Source organism: Pseudoflavonifractor phocaeensis, assembly GCF_016901955.1.
Classification (GTDB): Bacteria; Bacillota; Clostridia; order Oscillospirales; family Oscillospiraceae; genus Flavonifractor; species Flavonifractor phocaeensis_A.
In genome coordinates this window covers 1-17,971 of record NZ_JACJLC010000062.1, presented here as the reverse complement: position 1 = coordinate 17,971, position 17,971 = coordinate 1, and the positions used below count along the sequence as shown (strand labels likewise).

Below are 17,971 nucleotides of genomic sequence, written 5' to 3'. Positions count from 1 at the left end.
AACTCCGGGCGTACTCCCCGGCCAGCCGGGCCCGCTCCACCTGGGCCCTGTGTCTGACCTCCATCTCCTGGATGGGGGTACCGCCTTCAACCTCCTTCAGGCCGGCCTCCTCCTCCAGGGCCACCGCCTTCAGCCGGGCCGACAGCAGCGCCTGTTCCGCTTTGATCCGCTCCTGGGCTTCCGCCGGCTGGAGGTTAACGGCCTCCTCCTGCCGGCGCACCACCTCCCGCTGCTCCGCCGCTTTCTGCCGGGCGTTTTCCAGTTGCTCCCGCTTTTTCCGCTCGGTGCGGCTCTCCTTTTGCTGGAGGGGCGGAGCGGGCGCGTCGATCTGGGCGTGGACCTCCATATGCTGTACCAGTGGCTGGACGGCCTGTAGCTGGAGCTCCTGCTGGAGAGGCTGGGCCAGCTGCTCCTGCCGGACCGCTTCCCGCTGCTCAACTTGGAGGGGCTGCTGGATCTGCAACTCCTTTTCCTTGGTCATTGTATCACACACGCGGTTTACCTCCCTACAGCTCCATATCCCATGCCGCCTGATAATATCTGGCCAGCACCTCCCGCTTTGGCAACAATTTGTCTACCAGAGAGACCGTCACCGGGGTAACGGCGGCGATCCGCAGATAACCGCCCTCCCGGGGCAAAAGGCTGCTGATTTTGGCCAGCAGGGCCATCAGTTGACGGTGACAGCCGGGCGAGCACCAGGCAAAGGACAGGTCCAGATCCGGCCCGTCTTGTGATACAAATACCGCCGCCTGGATCGTGTCGTCCTCCGCGGCACAGAGGCACAGGGGCTGGCAGCAATCCGTCCCATTGAAATCATCCCACAGCAGCGTATGCTGCCGCTGGAGCTGGAGGAAAAACTGGCGGCGGGTCACGGCGGGCAGGGAAAAGAAGGGGCGGATCCGGAACCGATCGTTCCGCAGCGCCGCCAGCCGCTCCAGGGGGATCTGGGACAGCGGCACCTGACAGATCATTCCATCCTCCGGCGCCACGGAAAAGTGCTCCAGCTGGGCAAAAAATAAGTAAACCGGGTCCTGCTGATTGGGCGCGGCAAAGCTGCATACCACCGGCGTGGTGGTGTCCCAGGCGTGGCGGCACAGATACTCCACCATGCCCCGGGCGATCCCTCTGCGGCGGTATTCCGGGGAAACCGCCAGCATCCGGATCTCCGTCGCTGGTTTCCCGATGTGAAATACCAGAATACCGCTGGCAGTCCTATCCTCCACAGCTCCTATGGCATACACACTTTTCTGCTGCGTCAATTGTCTGCACAGGTCCTCGCTCAGCAGCGGAGAAAACCAGTGCAGCGTTTTATCTGTGATTCGAATAAACTCTCTCATGATCTTATTCCTTCTGCTGAATGATGTTTTAAATTATAGCACGGGCGCACCACTCCCATGGCGGCAGGGCAAAATATGATGGAATTGCGCAAAATTTGTTGTCCCGGGCAATGGACCACCCCAGGCTGCTCCGTGGAAAAAAATGGGCCGGCGTGATATCTGTGCCGCAGATCACGCCGGTCCCTCAACCTGATTTATATTTCGTCCGTCTTTGCTCCCCCGCATTTGATGACCGCCTTCAGCACAAGGCAGACCAGCAGCACCGCAAGGGTGAACGCGCCGTATACCAGGATACCGGTATACCACGGAGCCGATTGCACGGCGTACAGCACGGGATGGGTATGATAGTCCCAGACCATATAGATCCCGTAGCCAAGGAATACGCCAATGAACCCGCCCATCATGATATTCAGAAGCAGATCCAGCTTTTTGATACCATCACATCCACTGAAACATGTTTGGGAAAGGCCATGTCACAGGCCCTCCGCAAGACGGTTTGTGCCGGAAGTTACACCGCGTGGCCCTTGGCGATGACCACGTCCACCACCCGCTGGGCCAGGGCCTGGCACTGGTCCTGGGCGGGGGCCTCCACCATGACCCGGATCAGGGGCTCGGTGCCCGACTCCCGGACCAGGATACGGCCGGTGTCCCCCAGCTCGGCGGCCACGGCGGCCACGGCGGCCTGGACGTCGGGGTCGTCCTGGGCGGTGCGCTTGTCGTGGACCCTTACATTGATGAGCACCTGGGGATAGATGGTCACCGGCTCGGCCAGCTTGCTCAGGGGCAGCTTTTTGGCCAGCATGACCTCCATCACCTTTAGGGAGGTGAGGATGCCGTCGCCGGTGCGGGCGTACTTGGTGAAGATGATGTGGCCCGACTGCTCGCCGCCGATGCGGTGGCCGTTCTTGACCATGTTCTCGTAGACGTACTTGTCGCCTACGGCGGTCTTTTCGTACTGGATGCCGATCTCGTCAAAGGCCTTGTACAGGCCGAAGTTGGACATAACGGTGGTGACCACGGTGTTGTTGGCCAGCCGGTCCCGGTCCTTCATATAGCGGGCGTAGAGGTACATGATCTGATCCCCGTCCACCAGCTTACCGTTCTCGTCCACCGCCAGGCAGCGGTCGGCGTCTCCGTCGTAGGCGAAGCCCACGTCCATGTGGTTCTCCACCACATACCGCTGGAGGCCCTCGATGTGGGTGGAGCCGGCGTTCAGGTTGATGTTGGTGCCGTCAGGGTTGGTGTTGATGGTGAACACCTGGGCCCCCAGGGCCTCAAAGATCCGGGGGGCAATGTTCCAGGCGCTGCCGTTGGCGCAGTCCAGGGCCACCTTCTTGCCCTTGAAGGAGTAAATGGCCAGGGAGATCAGGTAGCCCATGTACCGGTTGCGGCCGGCGATGTCGTCCACGATGCTGCCCACCTGGTCCTCAGTGGCCATGGGCAGCTCGGTCACGGTCTGGCCGTCCACCACCAGCTGGCCGTCCAGATAATCCTCCACCAGGGAGATGACCCCCTCGTCCATCTTCTCCCCCTCGCCGTTGATGAGCTTGATGCCGTTGTCGTAGAAGGGGTTGTGGGAGGCGCTGATCATCACGCCGCAGTCAAAATTGTCCGTCCGGGCCACGTAGGACACGGAGGGCGTGGTGGTGACGTGGAGCAGGTGCACGTCCGCCCCGGAGGCGGCCATGCCGGCGCTGATGGCGTACTCCAGCATGTAGCTGGAGCGGCGGGTGTCCTTGCCTACCACGATCTGGGCCCGGTGCTCCCGGCTGTAGTACCAGCCCAGGAAGCGGCCGATCTGGTAGGCGTGGTCGGTGGTCAGGCCCTGCCCGGCCTTACCCCGAAAGCCGTCGGTTCCAAAATACTTTCCCATTGTGGTTCCCACTTTCTATCTGATTTGGATGGGAGGCTCAACCCTCCCGGGTAACGATGTGGTCTTTGTCCTTGTAGATGCTGTTCTCCGGCACCACGCCCCGGACGCAGGAGGTGGGGTATACGCTGCTGTGCCGGCCGATGACGGTGCCGGGGTTGAGGACCGAGTTGCACCCGATCTCCACAAAATCCCCCAGGATGGCCCCCATCTTCTTGCGGCCGGTCTCGATCTGAGTATCCCCCTTCACCACCACCAGGGTCTTGTCGGACTTCACGTTGGAGGTGATGGAGCCCGCCCCCATGTGGCTCTTGTAGCCCAGGATGGAGTCCCCTACATAGTTGTAGTGGGGGGTCTGGACATTGTCAAAGAGGATCACGTTTTTCAGCTCCACCGAGTTGCCCACCACACAGCCCGCCCCCACCAGGGCGGAGCCCCGGATGAAGGCACAGTGGCGCACCTCGGTGTCCGGCCCGATGATGCAGGGGGCGCCCAGATAGGCGGTGGGGGCCACCTTGGCGCTCTTGTGCACCCAGACGTGCTCGGCCACCTGGTCGTACTCCTCCGGGGACAGGCCCGCCCCCAGGGAGAGAATGAGTTCCTTGATGCCGTCCAGGGCCTGCCAGGGGTATTGGAACTGGCTGAGATAGTCTGCCGCCATGGTATGGGACAGATCCAAAAGATCCGCAATGGTCACGTTCATGCGCTGCCGCCGCCTCCCGTCAGAAAATTCGCTTCGCAAGGCCCTATGCTCCCAGCATATGGGCCCCCTCAGCAAAACAGAAGGCCATAGGACCTCCCGTGTTTCGGCCATTTGAATTTGCCGCACCTATTTTACCACATTCCCGTGACAATGGCACCTGTCTTTGAAAAAAAATCCGGAAAAAATAGACAAAACGGGTGTGGTCACCCACACCCGTTTTTGGCTTTCGTTGTTTCATTCTCCGGTCTGGCCGCACTTTTCCCGGTGGCGGCGCACCAGCTCGGCCAGGGTCAGGTTGTCCACCACTCCGGACACGGCGGCCTGAATGTCCCGCCACACCTCCACGGTGACACACCGGTCAGCCCGGCTGCACCGGCACACGTCGTCGCTGTCGGCACAGCTGACGGGGGCCAGGTTGCCCTCCAGCACCCGCAGGATCTCCCCCACAGTGTACTCCTCCGGCTCCCGGGTCAGCAGGTAGCCGCCCCCCGCCCCCCGGACGGAGCGCACCAGCCCTGCCCTGGACAGTTGGGTGACGATCTGCTCCAGATACTTGTCGGAAATATCCTGCCGCTGGGCCACGTCCCGGAGGGGAACGGCGGCGCCGTGGCTGTGAAGGGCCACATCCAGCATCAGGCGAAGGGCGTACCGCCCTTTGGTAGAGATCTTCATACCATCAACTCCTAGCTTTGCTCAATATAATACCATAATAGTGGTAGGTTTTCAAGTAAAATTTCCGCTTGACTTTCGCACCAAAAAGTGCTAAAGTGCAGTACCAGAAGGAGTGTGATCTCTGTGGCCCGGTGGTTCGGTTTTGGGTATTACGCTTACCGCTGCTCTTACGCCAGCGGCGTTTTCCCCTGCCCATGACCGGCTGAGGTCCCGTCCACACGCTTGCGGAACCACCCACAGCCGCCTTGGGGCGGCTGTGGGTTTTGTCATGTTGGAAAGGAGTTTTTATGGTCGTCATTATGAAGCGGGGCTTTGCCCCGGAGGAATTGGAAAAAGCCATCCGCACCATGGAGGAGGGCGGGGTCAAGGTCATGGTGTCCAAGGGATCCGAGACCACCATCCTGGGGGCCGAGGGCAACGCCGACGGCATTGACCAGGAGAAGCTCTCCCTGCTGCCTGGGGTGGAGCGGGTGATGCGGGTCACCGAGCCCTACAAGAAGGCCAACCGGAAGTACCACCCGGAGGATACCGTCATCGACCTGGGGGGCGGCGCCCTGGTGGGGGGCGAGAAGCTGGCGGTGGTGGCCGGCCCCTGCTCGGTGGAAAGCGAGGAGCAGATCGTGGGGGTGGCCCAGGCGGTGAAAGCCGCCGGCGCCGCCGCCCTCCGGGGGGGCGCCTTCAAGCCCCGCACCTCCCCCTACGCCTTCCAGGGCATGGGCAACGACGGCATCCGCCTGCTCCAGGAGGCCCGGGCGGTCACCGGCCTGCCCATCGTCACCGAGATCATGTCCACCGACAACGTGGAGATGTTCGAGATGTGCGTGGACGTGATCCAGGTGGGGGCCCGGAACATGCAGAACTTTGACCTGCTCAAGCAGCTGGGCAAGACCACCAAGCCTATCCTGCTGAAGCGGGGTCTCTCCTCCACCATCGAGGAGTGGCTCATGTCCGCCGAGTATATCATGGCCGGAGGCAACGAAAAGGTGATCCTCTGCGAGCGGGGCATCCGCACCTTTGAGACCTTCACCCGCAACACCCTGGACCTGTCGGCGGTGCTGGCGGTGAAGCAGCTCTCCCATCTGCCGGTGGTGGTGGACCCCTCCCACGCCTGCGGCAAGGCCTGGATGGTGGAGCGGATGAGCATGGCGGCCCTGGCCGCCGGGGCGGACGGCCTGCTCATCGAGGTGCACAACGACCCGCCCCACGCCAAGTGCGACGGGGCCCAGTCCATCACCCCCGAACAGTTCACGGATCTGATGGGCAAGCTGGGGACCCTGGCCCCCTGCGTGGGAAGGGAGCTGTGAGACATGAAAAAAACCCTTGCTATCATCGGCCTGGGCCTGATTGGAGGTTCCCTGGCCATCGCCCTGAAGGGCTTTGAGGACTACGAGATCGTGGGGGTGGATGTGTCCCAGCCCACCCTCCGCTACGCCAGCGAGCACGGGGTGGGCGACCGGGTCACCGAGCGGGCCGCCGACGTGCTCCCCCAGGCCGATGTGGTGGTACTGGCCCTCCACCCCCAGGGCATCCTGGACTTCCTGACGGAGCACCGGGACCGGTTCAAGCCGGGGGCCCTGGTGTGGGACGTGTGCGGCATCAAGACCGCCATCCTGGAGGGGGCCGCCGCCCTGCCCGACACGGTGGACTTCGTGGGCTGCCACCCCATGGCGGGCACGGAGTTCTCCGGCGTGGAGCACGCCTTTGGGGAGATGTTCCGGGACTCCCACTTCCTGATGGTGCCCCGGGAGACCAGCAGGCCGGAGCACCTGGCCCTGCTGGAGCGGATGGCGGCCTGGATCGGCTGCAAGGACGTGTACCGCACCACCCCGGAGGCCCACGACGCCCTCATCGCCTACACCAGCCAGGTGATGCACATCATCGCCGTGGCGGTGTGCGACGACCCCACCCTTTTCGACTGCAAGGGCTACGAGGGCTCCTCCTTCCGGGGGTGCACCCGGGTGGCCGCCCTGGACGTGGGGCTGTGGACCCAGCTCTTCTCCCTGAACCAGCCCGCCCTGCTGGAGGTGCTGGACCGGCTCATCGGCAACCTCCAGTCCTATCGGGAGGTCCTGGCCTCCGGGGACCGGGAGGCCCTGGCCAAAAAGCTGGCCTTCTCCGCCGCCCGCAAGCGGCAGATGGACCTGCCCGGCCCCGACCTGCTGGCATAAAGCAAAGCCCCCCTTCCCCGGCGCTGCGCCAGGAAGGGGGGTGTCCTTTTGGCCCCGGGAGGGGGGTCCTTTTGGCCCCGGGGGGAGGTCCTTTTTGCACCGGGAGGGGGGTCCAAAAGAGCCCCCTAACCAACTGATAGAACCAACCAAATAAACCACTCTCTTGAACCAATGGGGAGAGAGGGTGGGTCACGAATATTGGAACACGTTCATATCCGCCAGGGTCAGATCCCTGGTGTAGGGGTTCAGGAGGGTATTGACGGTCTCCAAAGTCTCCTCCGGGTAGAGCTGGTAGCAGTACTCCCCCCAGCCGGGATAATAGGTGTTGCCGTTGCCGGTGAGGGTGGTGCTGGCAAAGCCGGTGGAGAAGTCGAAGGACAGGGCGGGCTCAGCGAACCACAGCATTTCCCCAAACTCCAGGTCGGTGTTCACGTACTCCAGGAAGATCTCGATATACCGGTTGGTCTTCTGGGGGTTGGACAGGGCCTTCTGGACGATGGCGGAGATGAGCTTCTGCTGGGTGCGGGTGCGGCCGATGTCGGCGTCGGGGTAGGCGTCGTAGATGTTGTGGGGGTAGGTCCCCTCCCCGTCGGAGTTCTTCCGGCAGCGAGCCACGTTCACCACGTCCTGGCCGTCCAGGTGCTGGAGCCCCGGCTCGTAGTGGATATACAGGTCCTGGGTGGGGTCGTCATAGGACATGTGGACGGGCACGTCAAACTCGATGCCCCCCAGCTCGTCCACCAGCACCTTCAGCCCCTCCATGTTGATGCCCACATAGAAGTCGATGGGCACCCCCAGCATGTCGGAGATGGTATCCCGCAGGGTCTCGATCCCCTTCTGATACACCGAGTTGAGCTTGCCGCTCTCCACCAGGGTGTCCCGGGGCACCGACACCATGCCCACCGTCTGGGCTTCGGTGTCATAGGTACACACGATCATGGTGTCGGCGTTTACCCCCACCTGATCCTTGGCCACCAGCAGGAAGGTGTAGGCGTGCTCCTTCCGCTCCAGGCCGTCGGAGCTGCCGCTGACCCCCGGCGCGGTGGGAGTGTGGACGGGACCTGCCATCTCCGGCTCCTTGGACAGAAAGTGGTAGGCGCAGAACAGTACGATCACCACCAGGGAGAGCACCACCAGCAGGCCGTAGCAAAACAAACCGATCCGCCGCAGCGGGGAAACCTGGCGGCGGTTTTTAGGTACCTGGGCCACAAAAAGCGCCCCTTTCTCTCTTTTATGTCAACAGTCCCATAGTATAGAGGAAAGGGCGCCTTTTTGCAAGGGGGCAGGGGAAATCTTCACAAAGTCTTTATCTCCCCAGGGGGAACACCGTCCCCCCGGTGAGCAGCTTCTCCGCCAGGTCGGGGCGGAAGTCCGGGTGGGCGGGGTCAAGGCTGTTGATCACCACCCCGTCGCTGCCCGCCTTGGCGGTGGCGTGGATGTACCGCCCCTCCCCCAGGCAGAGGGCGATGTGGCCGGGGAAGTAGAGCAGGTCGGCGGGCCCGCATTGCTCCGGAGAAACGGGCCGGGCGGGATAGCCCTCCACCAGCTTGGCGTCCCGGTAGAGGCACACCCCGCTGAAAAACCAGGCCATGAAGGTCAGGCCCGAGCAGTCGATGCCCGCCGGGGACTTGCCTCCCCACCGGTACTGGGTGCCCAGGTAGCGTTTGGCCATAGCCACCACCCGGGCCCGCAGGGCCTCCTCCGACAGCGGAGGGGGCTGCCGCAGCCAAGGAGCGGTGTGGCCCGCCTTCACATAGCCCTCCCGCCCGTCCAGAAGGGCCACCCGCCGCCACCCCTCCGGACAGGGGCCGGGGACGGGCTCCGCCAGGCCCCCCCGGGGCAGGGTGGCCAGCAGGGGCAGCTCCACCTCCGGCCCCGCCAGCACGTCGGCAAAGGGGGCGGTAATGATGAGCCGCCCCCCCAGCTCCGCCGGAACGGGGACCAGCCGCTCCCGCCGGACCCAGCCCTCATAGCCGTAGTGGGTGGACACCCGGAGCCAGGGACCCCGCTCCTCCAGGCCGGTGAGGGGCCAGCCATACAGCGCCTCATCAGCCCGGGGACTGCCTGCCTCCGGGGCCTCATACAGGGGACAGATAGATACAGCGGCAGCAAACATGGTAACCCTCGCCTTCTCCGTCAGTTTGTGGTATAGTACGGTTTATAGGACAGTTCCTGTGGTACACTGGGCTTAAAGATTTCCGCACAGGAGGACAACACCATGGCAAAAAGCGCCTGTCAAAAATTGAAGCTGCTCACCCTCAGCCGGATCTTGTGGCAAAACACCGATGAGAACCACCCCATGACGGTGCCCCAGCTCATCGCCGAGCTGGAGCGCCAGGGCATCAAGGCCGAGCGCAAGAGCATTTATACCGACATGGAGGCCCTTCGGGACTTCGGGCTGGACGTACAGAGCCGGAAGGGCCGGGCCCCGGGCTGGTTCCTGGGGGAGCGCACCTTCCAGCTGGCTGAGCTCAAGCTGCTGGTGGACGCGGTGCAGTCCTCCCGGTTCATCACCCAGAAGAAGAGCGGACAGCTCATCCGCAAGCTGGAGGCCCAGGCCAGCGTCCACCAGGCCAGGCAGCTCCAGCGACAGGTCTACGTGGACCGCCGGGTGAAGGCCCTCAACGAAACCATCTACTACAGCGTGGACCGGCTCCACTCCGCCATTACAGCAGGGAAAACCGTCACGTTTCAATACTTTGAGTATAATGTTCACAAAGAGAAAGTGTACCGCCATGGGGGCAGGCGGTACACCGTATCTCCCGCCGGCCTGATCTGGGACAGCGAGAACTACTATCTGGCCGGCTACGACCACCACCGGCAGGAGCTGCGCCACTACCGGGTGGACAGGATGGCCGATCTGGCGGTGATCTCTCTGCCCCGGCAAGGGGTGCCCCAGGACTTCGATATGGCAGCATATGCCGCCAAGCACTTCGGTATGTTCTCCGGCCGGGAGGGCCAGCTCACCCTCCGGTGCTCCAACCGGCTGGTTGGGGTGATTTTGGACCGGTTCGGCCTGGACGCCATCCTGGTGCCCGACGGCCCCGATCACTTCACCGTCACCATCTCCGCCGTGGTCAGCCCCCAGTTTCTGGGCTGGCTGTTCGGTCTGGGGGACGGGGTCACCCTGCTGCGGCCCCAGTGGGCGGTAGACATGATGGTGGACCAGCTCCGGGAGACCGCCGCCCTGTACGGGCTCTGAGCTCACTCCCAGCTTTTCCACACCTCGGGACAGTAACCCACGGTGGCCTGCTTTCCGTTGCGGACGATGGGCGTCTTCAGCAGCTTGGGGTTGTCCAGCAGCTTTTCCACCTTGTCCGCGTCGTAGGCCAGGTAGTTCAGCAGGGCGGCGTCCGGGTGCTTCTGGTCGATGACCGCTTCCAGCCCCACGGCGCCCAGGACGCTTTTCAGCTCCCCCGGGCTGATGCCATACTTCACCAGGTCCACTGACTGGAATTTCACCCGCCGCTCCTTGAACCAGCGCTCCGCCTTTTTGGTGTCGAAGCACTTGCTCTTGCCGAAAATCTGAATATTCATGGGGCGCGCTCCCTCCTTTTCCCGGCGATTGTACCACATTTTTTGCCCCGGGGCAAACCCGCATCCGGTTTTGCCCAAATTCGTCTTAAAAAATGGTATACTTTTTCCCATATGTGTGGTATACTATCTTAACATTATTTTATAATGGCTTTATGTGCGGTTCCGCACTTTTGATAAGGCAGGACACAGGAGCATACCGGCGCCAGGCGGTGCATGGCCGTCCCCTTTTTCCGGCGAGGCAGGGCCGGGACGGGCGGGACCCCACCGCTTTTCTTGTTGTGCGCAAATCGCTCCCCCGTCCATACATACCACACTGTTTGAGAAAAGGAGCGTGCCAATAGCTATATGGCTGAAAAACTGAAAATCATCTCTCTGGGCGGTCTGAATGAGATCGGCAAAAACCTGACTGTCTACGAGTACGGCGGAGACATCATCCTCATCGACGTGGGCATGGGATTCCCCGATGACGATATGTACGGCATCGACGTGGTCATCCCGGATTTCACCTACCTCATCAAAAACAAGGACAAGATCCGGGGCATTTTCCTCACCCACGGCCACGAGGACCACATCGGCTCTCTCCCCTACCTCCTCCGGGACATCAACGTGCCCATCTACGCCACCCGCATGACCGCCGGGCTGGTGAAGCTGAAGCTGGAGGAGCACCGGCTGGTGAACAAGACCAAGCTCATCACCTGCGAGGCGGGGGAGACCGTGAAGGCGGGCAAGTTCTCGGTGGAGTTTATCCATGTGAACCACTCCATCGCCGACGCCTGCGGCTTTGCCATCAAGTGCGCCGTGGGCACCGTGGTCCACACCGGCGACTTCAAGATCGACCCCACCCCCATCCAGGGAGGCATGATCGACCTGGGCCGGCTGGGACAGCTGGGCAAGGAGGGGGTGCTGGCCCTGCTGGCCGACTCCACCAACGTGGAGCGCCCCGGCTTCACCAAGAGCGAGCGCAGCGTGGGGGACTCCTTCGACGCCCTCTTCCGGGGCTGTGAGCAGCGGATCATCGTCACTACCTTTGCCTCCAACGTGGACCGCATCCAGCAGATCATCGACGTGGCCGCCCGGTACGGCCGGAAGGTAGCGGTCACCGGCCGGTCCATGGAGAACGCCATGCGGGTGTCCACCGAGCTGGGCTATATGAAGATCCCCGACGGGGTTCTGGTGGATCTGGCCCACATCAAGAGCCTCCCCAAAAACAAGATCTGCATCATCACCACCGGCAGCCAGGGGGAGACCATGTCCGCTCTTACCCGGATGGCCTTCAATACCCACCGCCAGGTGGACATCCAGGCCGGAGACCGGGTGATCCTCTCGGCCTCCGCCATCCCCGGCAATGAGCACGCCATCGGCAACGTGATCAACGAGCTCTACCGGAAGGACGCCGAGGTCCTCAACGAACGGGAGCGGGCTCTCCACGTATCGGGCCACGCCTGCCAGGAAGAGCTGAAGATCATCCACGCCCTGGTGAAGCCGAAATTCTTCATTCCCGTCCACGGGGAGCAGCGGATGCTGAAAACCCACGCCAAGCTGGCTCAGCAGATGGGCATGACCCCCAAGAATATCATCATCAGCGACATTGGCAAGGTCATCGAGCTCACCCCCAACTCCGCCAAGATCAACGGCACCGTGCCCGCCGGCCGGGTGTTCGTGGACGGCTACGGCGTGGGCGACGTGGGCAGCGTGGTGCTCCGGGACCGGAAGCACCTGGCCGAGGACGGCATGATCGTGGTGGTCACCTCCATGTCCGGCGAGGACGGCTCGGTGGTGTCCGGGCCCGACATCATTACCCGGGGCTTCGTGTATGTGAAGGAGTCCGAGGGCCTGATGGAGGAGCTGCGGAAGGTGGCGGTGAACGCCCTGGAAAACTGCCAGCGGGACAACCTCACCGACTGGGCCGCCATCAAGTCGGAGATCAAAAACGCCATGTCCAACTACCTTTATAAAAAAACCAAGCGCAATCCCATGATCCTCCCTGTGATCATGGAGGTATAACAGCACAACAAGGCCGCCCCGGGAACCTACCGGGGCGGCCTTTGTCATAGGCCCGGCCTTTCTCACTCCGGCAGCAGACAGCACTCCTGCCGGTCCACATAATGGGCGTCCGCCCGGAGGGTCAGGGGGCCCTGGGCCCCCTCGGGCAAATAAAACCGCAGGCCGGTAATGACCAGGTCCACCCGATCCCCGCCCTGCTGGGCCGGGACGGTACACATTCTGGTCCCCACGCAGGTCCCGCCGTCCATCAGCTCCACCGCCGCCGCCAGCCGCCGTCCGGGCAGCACCCCCTCCAGGCGGAGCAGGCACTCCACGATCTGGCCCTGCTCCGGGGTCAGGGGACCCAGCGGACAGCATACCAGGCCGCTCTCCGGCACAAACTGCCGTTCCAGCATGAAACACACCCCCTGAAAAGCTCATACGGCGGGCTTCCGCCCGCCGTATGTAAGTGAACCTGTTCCAGGGGCCGCTCCATCCTATGCTCAGCGGACCTGTCCGGTACCGTAGACGATAAACTTGCTGGAGGTCAGCTCCTCCAATCCCATGGGGCCCCGGGCGTGCATCTTCTGGGTGGAGATTCCGATCTCCGCCCCCAGACCAAACTCGTTGCCGTCGGTGAACCGGGTAGAGGCATTGACATACACGGCCGCCGCGTCCACCTGGTCCAGGAACTGCTGGGCGGCAAAATAGTTGTTGGTAACAATGGCCTCGGAGTGACCACTGCCGTGGGTGTTGATGAACTCCACCGCCTCTTCAAAGCCGGAGACCACCTTTACCGCCAGGATATAGTCTCCGAACTCGGTATCCCAGTCGGCCTCTGTGGCGGGCTTCACGAAGTCGCCCAGAATAGCCCGTGTCTCAGGGCACCCCCGCAGCTCCACGTTTTTGGTGCGGAGCAGCGCCCAGGCCTTGGGCAAAAAGGCCCCGGCCACCGCCCGATCCACCAGCAGGCACTCGGCGGCGTTGCACACCGAGGGTCGGGAGGTCTTGGCGTTGAAAATGATGTTGGCCCCCATATCCAGGTCGGCCTCCTGGTGGACATACACATGGCACACACCCACGCCTGTCTCGATGACCGGCACCTTGGCATTCTGCACCACGCTCTGGATGAGCCCCGCGCCTCCCCGGGGAATGAGCACATCCAGATATTCCGTCAGGTTCATCAGTTCGGTGGCGCTCTGCCGGGTGGTGTCAGTGACCAGAGCCACACAGTCCCGGGGCAGCCCGGCACACTCCAGGGCGTCCCGCATGATGGCCACAAAGGCCTGGTTGGAGTGAAAGGCCTCCTTGCCCCCCCGAAGGATGACGGCGTTGCCCGACTTCAGGCAGAGGGCGGCGGCGTCCACCGTCACGTTGGGCCGGGCCTCATAGATGATGCCGATGACCCCAAGGGGCACTCGCCGCCTGCCGATGACCAGGCCGTTGGGCCGGGAGGCCATTTGGGTCACCGCCCCAATGGGGTCCGGCAGGGCTGCTACCTGCCGCACCCCGTCCACCACCCCGGCGATGCGCTTTTCATCCAGAGCCAGCCGGTCCTGAAGGGCGGGGCGCATGTTGGCGGCCCTGGCGGCCTCCATATCGGCCTGGTTGGCCGCCAAAATTTCGGTCTGTCTGGACTCGATGGCCTGAGCAATGGCTTCCAGCGCGGCGTTTTTCCGGGCGGTGCCGGCGATGGACAGCACCCGTCCGGCATGTTTGGCCGCCAGGCCCTGCATTTCCAGCTGTGTCATGGATATCACTCCTTAATATATAGGTATGGCAAAGGAAGCGGACAAACTCTACCTGCCTCCGGAGAACCGGGTGCCGATGTCCGCTCCGTTCACGATCTCGTACAGGGCTTCGATCCGGCTGCCGTTGGCGATGACCATATCGATGCCGGCCTCCAGACAGAGCTGAGCGGCATTGAGCTTAGTGGCCATGCCGCCGGTACCCCGCCAGGTGCCCGCTCCTCCCGCCATGGCCCGCAGCTGCGGGGTGATCTCCTCCACATGGTGGATGAGCCTGGCTTCGGGATGGGTGCGGGGGTCCGCGTCATACAGGCCGTCGATATCGCTGAGCAGCACCAGCAGATCGGCGTCGCACAGCCGGGCCACGATGGCGGACAGGGTATCGTTATCGCCCAGCACCTTGCACTGGCCGGTCTCGATCTCCGCCGAGGACACCGAGTCGTTCTCGTTGACGATGGGGATGACCCCCAGCTCCAGCAGGGACTCAAAGGTGTTGTGGAGGTGCTCCGACCGGACGGGGGCGTCCACATCCTCTCCGGTAAGGAGGATCTGGGCTACCGTCCGGTTATACTCGGCGAAAAATTTATCGTATACATGCATCATCATGCACTGGCCCACGGCGGCGGCGGCCTGCTTCATTTTCAGCTCGGTGGGTCGCTCCATCAGGCGCAGCTTCTTGGTGCCGATGCCGATGGCGCCGGAGGAGACCAGCACCACCTGATAGCCCATACCCTCCAGATCGGAGAGTACCCGGGCCAGACGCTCCATATTCAGTAAATTCAGGCTGCCGGTCTCCCGGGTCAGGGTGGAAGTACCTACCTTGACCACCAACCGGCGAACCTTCTGCTGCGTATCCAAAACCATGTTCCTCCTTCAGAACCTTACTCTCAGAAGCATCATACCACAGTTTCCTATTGCAGTAAAGTGAAAAAGACCGGGATTCAGCAAAGAAAACTATGCGTTTTACTACTTTTTCATGCTTTTGCGGTTGAAATTCCCTGGATTTTGGAGTACAATAGCCTCCGCCGAGCAGTGAACGAGGCACTCAAAGGAGCAATCATGCTGAACATCGTGCTTTTTGAACCGGAGATCCCGCAAAATACCGGCAATATCGCCCGCACCTGCGCCGTTACCGGCAGCCGTCTCCACCTGATCAAGCCCCTGGGCTTTGATATCAGTGAGAAGGCCGTCCGCCGGGCAGGTCTGGACTACTGGCATCTGGTGGATCTCCACGTCTACGAAAACCTGGAGGATTTCTTCCTCCAAACCGGGGCGGAGGATATCTGGCTGGCCACCACCAAGGCCCCCAGGCCCTACACCCAGGCGGTTTTTCGGGACGGGTGCTACCTGATCTTCGGCAAAGAGACCGCCGGCCTGCCGGAAGCCTTCCGTCAGGCCCACCGCGACCGATGTATCCGCATCCCCATCCGGGCGGAGGCCCGGTGCCTCAACCTGTCAAACTCAGCGGCGATCCTGGCATACGAAGCCCTGCGGCAACTGGATTTTCCCGGATTGACCGGGGAAGGCGAGATGAAAGGAGCAAGTATAGTATGAACTACAACAAGAAGACCGTAAAAGACATTGATGTGGCCGGCAAAAAGGTGCTGCTGCGCTGCGATTTTAACGTGCCCATGGCCAAGGACGGCAGCGGCGTCATCACTGACGACAAGCGCATCCGGGCCGCTCTCCCCACCATCCAGTATCTGCTGGACCAGAATGCCGCCGTGATCGCCTGCTCCCATATGGGCAAGCCCGTGGCCACCTTCGACTCCTACGTAAAGAAGCAGGCCGAGAAGGGCAAGGACCCCGCCTCCATCACCGAGGAGAGCTGGAAGAAGTCTCTGGCTCAGCTGTCCCTGAAGCCTGTGGCCGCCCGCCTCAGCGAGCTGCTGGGCAAGGAAGTCATCATGGCCGCCGATGTGGTGGGCCCTGACGCCCAGGCTAAGGCCGCCGCTCTCCAGCCCGGCCAGATCCTGCTGCTGGAGAACACCCGCTTCGAGAAGGGTGAGACCAAGAACGACCCCGCCCTGGCCAAGGCTATGGCCTCCATGGCTGAGGTTTACGTATCCGACGCCTTCGGCGCCGTCCACCGCGCCCACGCCTCCACCGCCGGTGTGGCCGACTACCTGCCCGCCGTTTCCGGCTTCCTGATCCAGAAGGAGCTGGAGATCATCGGCGGCGCCCTGGCCAATCCCAAGCGGCCCTTGGTGGCCATCCTGGGCGGCTCCAAGGTGTCCTCCAAGATCGGCGTCATCAACAACCTGCTGGAGATCGCCGACACCATCATCATCGGCGGCGGCATGACCTACACCTTCCTGAAGGCCCAGGGCGGCTCTGTGGGCAAGTCCCTGCTGGAGGCCGACTGGCTTGACTACTGCAACGACATGATGAAGAAGGCCGCCGACAAGGGCGTGAAGCTGCTGCTGCCCGAGGATACCGTGTGCGCCAAGGAGTTTTCCGCCGACGCCGAGCCCATCACCGTGGACAGCATGAACATCCCCGAGGATTGCATGGGCATGGATATCGGCCCCAAGGCCATCGCCGCTTACAGCGAGGCTGTGAAGGACGCCGGCACCGTCATCTGGAACGGCCCCATGGGCGTGTTTGAGTTCCCCGCCTTCGCCGCCGGCACCAAGGCCGTGGCCCAGGCTCTGAGCGAGAGCAGCGCCATCACCATCATCGGTGGCGGCGACTCCGCGGCCGCTGTGCAGCAGCTGGGCTATGCCGACAAGATGACCCACATCTCCACCGGCGGCGGCGCTTCCCTCGAATTTATGGAGGGCAAGGAGCTGCCCGGCGTGGCCTGCCTGTTGGACGCCTGATTCTGTCCCGGGCAGCTCCCGGGGCCCCCGCGAAAGCCCAGCGAAGCGGGTTTCGTGGGGAGAGGAGCCGCAGCGGAAGGAGCGAGCTTTCCCGTATACGGGGAAGCGAGGGATCTGGAGCTTGCGGCGACGAGCCCGGCGTGGCCTGCCTGCTGGACACCTGACACCGTAAGACCAGAGGGCCGGTGAGCCCACCAGCCCTCATCTTAAACCATAGAAAAAGACTGGATGAAAGGAGTTCATGTTACCCATGAACAGAAGATATCGCAAGACCATCATCGCCGGCAACTGGAAGATGAATAAGACCCTGTCTGAGACCAAGGCCTTTGCTGATGAGCTCAAGCCCCTGATCGGCAAGCCCAAGTGGTGCGAGGTCGTGCTGTGCGTTCCCTCCGTGAACCTGCAGGCCGCCGTTCGCCTGTTCAAGGAGTCCCGGGTGGCCATCGGCGCCGAGACCTGCCATTATGAGTCCAACGGCGCTTTCACCGGCGAGGTTTCCGCCGAAATGCTCAAGGAGATCGGCGTGAAGTACGTTATCATCGGCCACTCCGAGCGCCGTCAGTACTACAATGAGACTGACTTCACCGTCAACAAGAAGGTCCACGCCGCCCTGGAGGCCGGCCTGTATCCCATCGTGTGCGTGGGCGAGAGCCTGGAGCAGCGGGAGCTGGGGGTCACCATGGACCTGATCTCCTATCAGGTAAAGGCCGCTCTGGCCGGCGTGCCCGCCGACAAGATGCGCCATGTGGTCATCGCCTACGAGCCCATCTGGGCCATCGGCACCGGTAAGACCGCTACCGCCGAGCAGGCCAACGAGGTCTGTGAGGCCATCCGTGCCGTCATCCGCAAGCTGTATGGCGCCCGTGTGGCCCGCTCCGTCACCATCCAGTACGGCGGCTCCATGAACGCCAAGAACGCCCAGGAGCTGCTGGCTCAGCCCGACGTGGACGGCGGCCTCATCGGCGGCGCCTCCCTGAAGGCCCCCGACTTCGTGCAGATCATCAACGCCGCCAATCAGGAGTAAGAAGCGCGCAGCGCCCGGGAGCAGGGCAACAGCGAAGCACGCAGACCGAAAAACAGGCTGGGCAGAGCCCAGCGGCATTTTCGGCGGAGTGCTAAGCAGTTGCCCGT

General features: G+C 62.7%; 19 protein-coding genes. 7 read left to right on the top strand and 12 right to left on the bottom strand.

The window, feature by feature from the left end; translation table 11 throughout:
- From H6B51_RS12535 to H6B51_RS12510, 6 genes are all read right to left on the bottom strand, one after another.
- On the bottom strand, window positions 1-493 hold a 493-nt coding region (locus H6B51_RS12535), incomplete at its 3' end, for a hypothetical protein (RefSeq protein ID WP_204884017.1).
- Window positions 494-506: 13 nt separating this feature from the next.
- Window positions 507-1,337 carry a GNAT family N-acetyltransferase gene (locus H6B51_RS12530; RefSeq protein ID WP_204884016.1) on the bottom strand — a complete coding sequence of 277 codons (831 nt, stop codon included), beginning with the start codon at window positions 1,335-1,337 and terminating at the stop codon, window positions 507-509.
- A gap of 194 nt (window positions 1,338-1,531) precedes the next feature.
- On the bottom strand, window positions 1,532-1,696 hold the full coding sequence (locus H6B51_RS12525) for a hypothetical protein (protein WP_335342156.1): 165 nt from the start codon (window positions 1,694-1,696) through the stop codon (window positions 1,532-1,534).
- Between the two features lie 149 nt (window positions 1,697-1,845).
- On the bottom strand, window positions 1,846-3,210 hold the full coding sequence (gene glmM, locus H6B51_RS12520; RefSeq protein ID WP_204884014.1) for a phosphoglucosamine mutase: 1,365 nt from the start codon (window positions 3,208-3,210) through the stop codon (window positions 1,846-1,848).
- 37 nt (window positions 3,211-3,247) lie between these two features.
- Window positions 3,248-3,910, bottom strand: coding sequence for an acyltransferase (locus H6B51_RS12515; RefSeq protein WP_204884013.1), 663 nt, complete (start codon window positions 3,908-3,910; stop codon window positions 3,248-3,250).
- Window positions 3,911-4,144: 234 nt separating this feature from the next.
- Window positions 4,145-4,582, bottom strand: coding sequence for an RrF2 family transcriptional regulator (locus tag H6B51_RS12510; protein ID WP_204884012.1), 438 nt, complete (start codon window positions 4,580-4,582; stop codon window positions 4,145-4,147).
- A 287-nt stretch (window positions 4,583-4,869) separates the two neighbouring features.
- Between H6B51_RS12510 and aroF the strand changes: the two genes are divergently transcribed.
- Window positions 4,870-5,886 carry a 3-deoxy-7-phosphoheptulonate synthase gene (aroF, locus tag H6B51_RS12505; RefSeq protein ID WP_204884011.1) on the top strand — a complete coding sequence of 339 codons (1,017 nt, stop codon included), beginning with the start codon at window positions 4,870-4,872 and terminating at the stop codon, window positions 5,884-5,886.
- A 3-nt stretch (window positions 5,887-5,889) separates the two neighbouring features.
- Window positions 5,890-6,750 (top strand): prephenate dehydrogenase, encoded by an 861-nt coding sequence (locus H6B51_RS12500; protein ID WP_204884010.1) that lies wholly within the window; start codon window positions 5,890-5,892, stop codon window positions 6,748-6,750.
- Between the two features lie 189 nt (window positions 6,751-6,939).
- Here H6B51_RS12500 and H6B51_RS12495 read toward each other — a convergent pair whose 3' ends face one another.
- A complete protein-coding gene (locus tag H6B51_RS12495) occupies window positions 6,940-7,959 on the bottom strand; it encodes an LCP family protein (protein ID WP_335342155.1) in 1,020 nt (339 codons plus the stop codon).
- 97 nt (window positions 7,960-8,056) lie between these two features.
- Window positions 8,057-8,866: a C40 family peptidase gene (locus H6B51_RS12490; protein WP_204884009.1), complete on the bottom strand. Its 810-nt coding sequence runs from the start codon at window positions 8,864-8,866 to the stop codon at window positions 8,057-8,059.
- 102 nt (window positions 8,867-8,968) lie between these two features.
- On the opposite strand from H6B51_RS12490, the gene H6B51_RS12485 reads away from it, so the two are divergent.
- Complete coding sequence (locus tag H6B51_RS12485; protein WP_204884008.1) at window positions 8,969-9,952, top strand: helix-turn-helix transcriptional regulator; 984 nt, start codon at window positions 8,969-8,971, stop codon at window positions 9,950-9,952.
- A gap of 2 nt (window positions 9,953-9,954) precedes the next feature.
- Here H6B51_RS12485 and H6B51_RS12480 read toward each other — a convergent pair whose 3' ends face one another.
- Window positions 9,955-10,287: an arsenate reductase family protein gene (locus tag H6B51_RS12480; protein WP_204884007.1), complete on the bottom strand. Its 333-nt coding sequence runs from the start codon at window positions 10,285-10,287 to the stop codon at window positions 9,955-9,957.
- A gap of 345 nt (window positions 10,288-10,632) precedes the next feature.
- Between H6B51_RS12480 and H6B51_RS12475 the strand changes: the two genes are divergently transcribed.
- On the top strand, window positions 10,633-12,291 hold the full coding sequence (locus H6B51_RS12475; RefSeq protein WP_204884006.1) for a ribonuclease J: 1,659 nt from the start codon (window positions 10,633-10,635) through the stop codon (window positions 12,289-12,291).
- A 62-nt stretch (window positions 12,292-12,353) separates the two neighbouring features.
- On the opposite strand, the gene H6B51_RS12470 is transcribed toward H6B51_RS12475, so the two are convergent.
- From H6B51_RS12470 to proB, 3 genes are all read right to left on the bottom strand, one after another.
- Entirely contained in the window at window positions 12,354-12,686 is a 333-nt protein-coding gene (locus H6B51_RS12470; RefSeq protein ID WP_204884005.1) for a hypothetical protein, read from the bottom strand.
- Between the two features lie 87 nt (window positions 12,687-12,773).
- Window positions 12,774-14,021, bottom strand: coding sequence for a glutamate-5-semialdehyde dehydrogenase (locus H6B51_RS12465; protein WP_204884004.1), 1,248 nt, complete (start codon window positions 14,019-14,021; stop codon window positions 12,774-12,776).
- 48 nt (window positions 14,022-14,069) lie between these two features.
- Window positions 14,070-14,876, bottom strand: coding sequence for a glutamate 5-kinase (gene proB, locus H6B51_RS12460; RefSeq protein WP_418055073.1), 807 nt, complete (start codon window positions 14,874-14,876; stop codon window positions 14,070-14,072).
- A 201-nt stretch (window positions 14,877-15,077) separates the two neighbouring features.
- Here proB and H6B51_RS12455 point away from each other — a divergent pair, with 201 nt between their 5' ends.
- The 3 genes from H6B51_RS12455 to tpiA all read left to right on the top strand — a co-directional run bounded on the left by H6B51_RS12455 (window position 15,078) and on the right by tpiA (window position 17,864).
- On the top strand, window positions 15,078-15,572 hold the full coding sequence (locus H6B51_RS12455) for a tRNA (cytidine(34)-2'-O)-methyltransferase (RefSeq protein ID WP_204884002.1): 495 nt from the start codon (window positions 15,078-15,080) through the stop codon (window positions 15,570-15,572).
- A complete protein-coding gene (locus tag H6B51_RS12450) occupies window positions 15,569-16,840 on the top strand; it encodes a phosphoglycerate kinase (protein ID WP_204884001.1) in 1,272 nt (423 codons plus the stop codon). Before H6B51_RS12455 ends, H6B51_RS12450 begins: the two co-directional genes overlap by 4 nt.
- Before the next feature lie 250 nt (window positions 16,841-17,090).
- Window positions 17,091-17,864 (top strand): triose-phosphate isomerase, encoded by a 774-nt coding sequence (gene tpiA, locus H6B51_RS12445; protein ID WP_204884000.1) that lies wholly within the window; start codon window positions 17,091-17,093, stop codon window positions 17,862-17,864.
- Window positions 17,865-17,971: the final 107 nt, after the last annotated feature.

What these genes read in the sequence shown, in the direction of transcription:
- H6B51_RS12530 (WP_204884016.1), bottom strand. Translation starts at nt 1,337, where the DNA reads ATGAGAGAGTTTATTCGAATCACAGATAAAACGCTGCACTGGTTTTCT.
- H6B51_RS12525 (WP_335342156.1), bottom strand. Translation starts at nt 1,696, where the DNA reads ATGGTCTGGGACTATCATACCCATCCCGTGCTGTACGCCGTGCAATCG.
- glmM (WP_204884014.1), bottom strand. Translation starts at nt 3,210, where the DNA reads ATGGGAAAGTATTTTGGAACCGACGGCTTTCGGGGTAAGGCCGGGCAG.
- H6B51_RS12515 (WP_204884013.1), bottom strand. Translation starts at nt 3,910, where the DNA reads ATGAACGTGACCATTGCGGATCTTTTGGATCTGTCCCATACCATGGCG.
- H6B51_RS12510 (WP_204884012.1), bottom strand. Translation starts at nt 4,582, where the DNA reads ATGAAGATCTCTACCAAAGGGCGGTACGCCCTTCGCCTGATGCTGGAT.
- aroF (WP_204884011.1), top strand. Translation starts at nt 4,870, where the DNA reads ATGGTCGTCATTATGAAGCGGGGCTTTGCCCCGGAGGAATTGGAAAAA.
- H6B51_RS12500 (WP_204884010.1), top strand. Translation starts at nt 5,890, where the DNA reads ATGAAAAAAACCCTTGCTATCATCGGCCTGGGCCTGATTGGAGGTTCC.
- H6B51_RS12490 (WP_204884009.1), bottom strand. Translation starts at nt 8,866, where the DNA reads ATGTTTGCTGCCGCTGTATCTATCTGTCCCCTGTATGAGGCCCCGGAG.
- H6B51_RS12485 (WP_204884008.1), top strand. Translation starts at nt 8,969, where the DNA reads ATGGCAAAAAGCGCCTGTCAAAAATTGAAGCTGCTCACCCTCAGCCGG.
- H6B51_RS12480 (WP_204884007.1), bottom strand. Translation starts at nt 10,287, where the DNA reads ATGAATATTCAGATTTTCGGCAAGAGCAAGTGCTTCGACACCAAAAAG.
- H6B51_RS12475 (WP_204884006.1), top strand. Translation starts at nt 10,633, where the DNA reads ATGGCTGAAAAACTGAAAATCATCTCTCTGGGCGGTCTGAATGAGATC.
- H6B51_RS12470 (WP_204884005.1), bottom strand. Translation starts at nt 12,686, where the DNA reads ATGCTGGAACGGCAGTTTGTGCCGGAGAGCGGCCTGGTATGCTGTCCG.
- H6B51_RS12465 (WP_204884004.1), bottom strand. Translation starts at nt 14,021, where the DNA reads ATGACACAGCTGGAAATGCAGGGCCTGGCGGCCAAACATGCCGGACGG.
- H6B51_RS12455 (WP_204884002.1), top strand. Translation starts at nt 15,078, where the DNA reads ATGCTGAACATCGTGCTTTTTGAACCGGAGATCCCGCAAAATACCGGC.
- H6B51_RS12450 (WP_204884001.1), top strand. Translation starts at nt 15,569, where the DNA reads ATGAACTACAACAAGAAGACCGTAAAAGACATTGATGTGGCCGGCAAA.
- tpiA (WP_204884000.1), top strand. Translation starts at nt 17,091, where the DNA reads ATGAACAGAAGATATCGCAAGACCATCATCGCCGGCAACTGGAAGATG.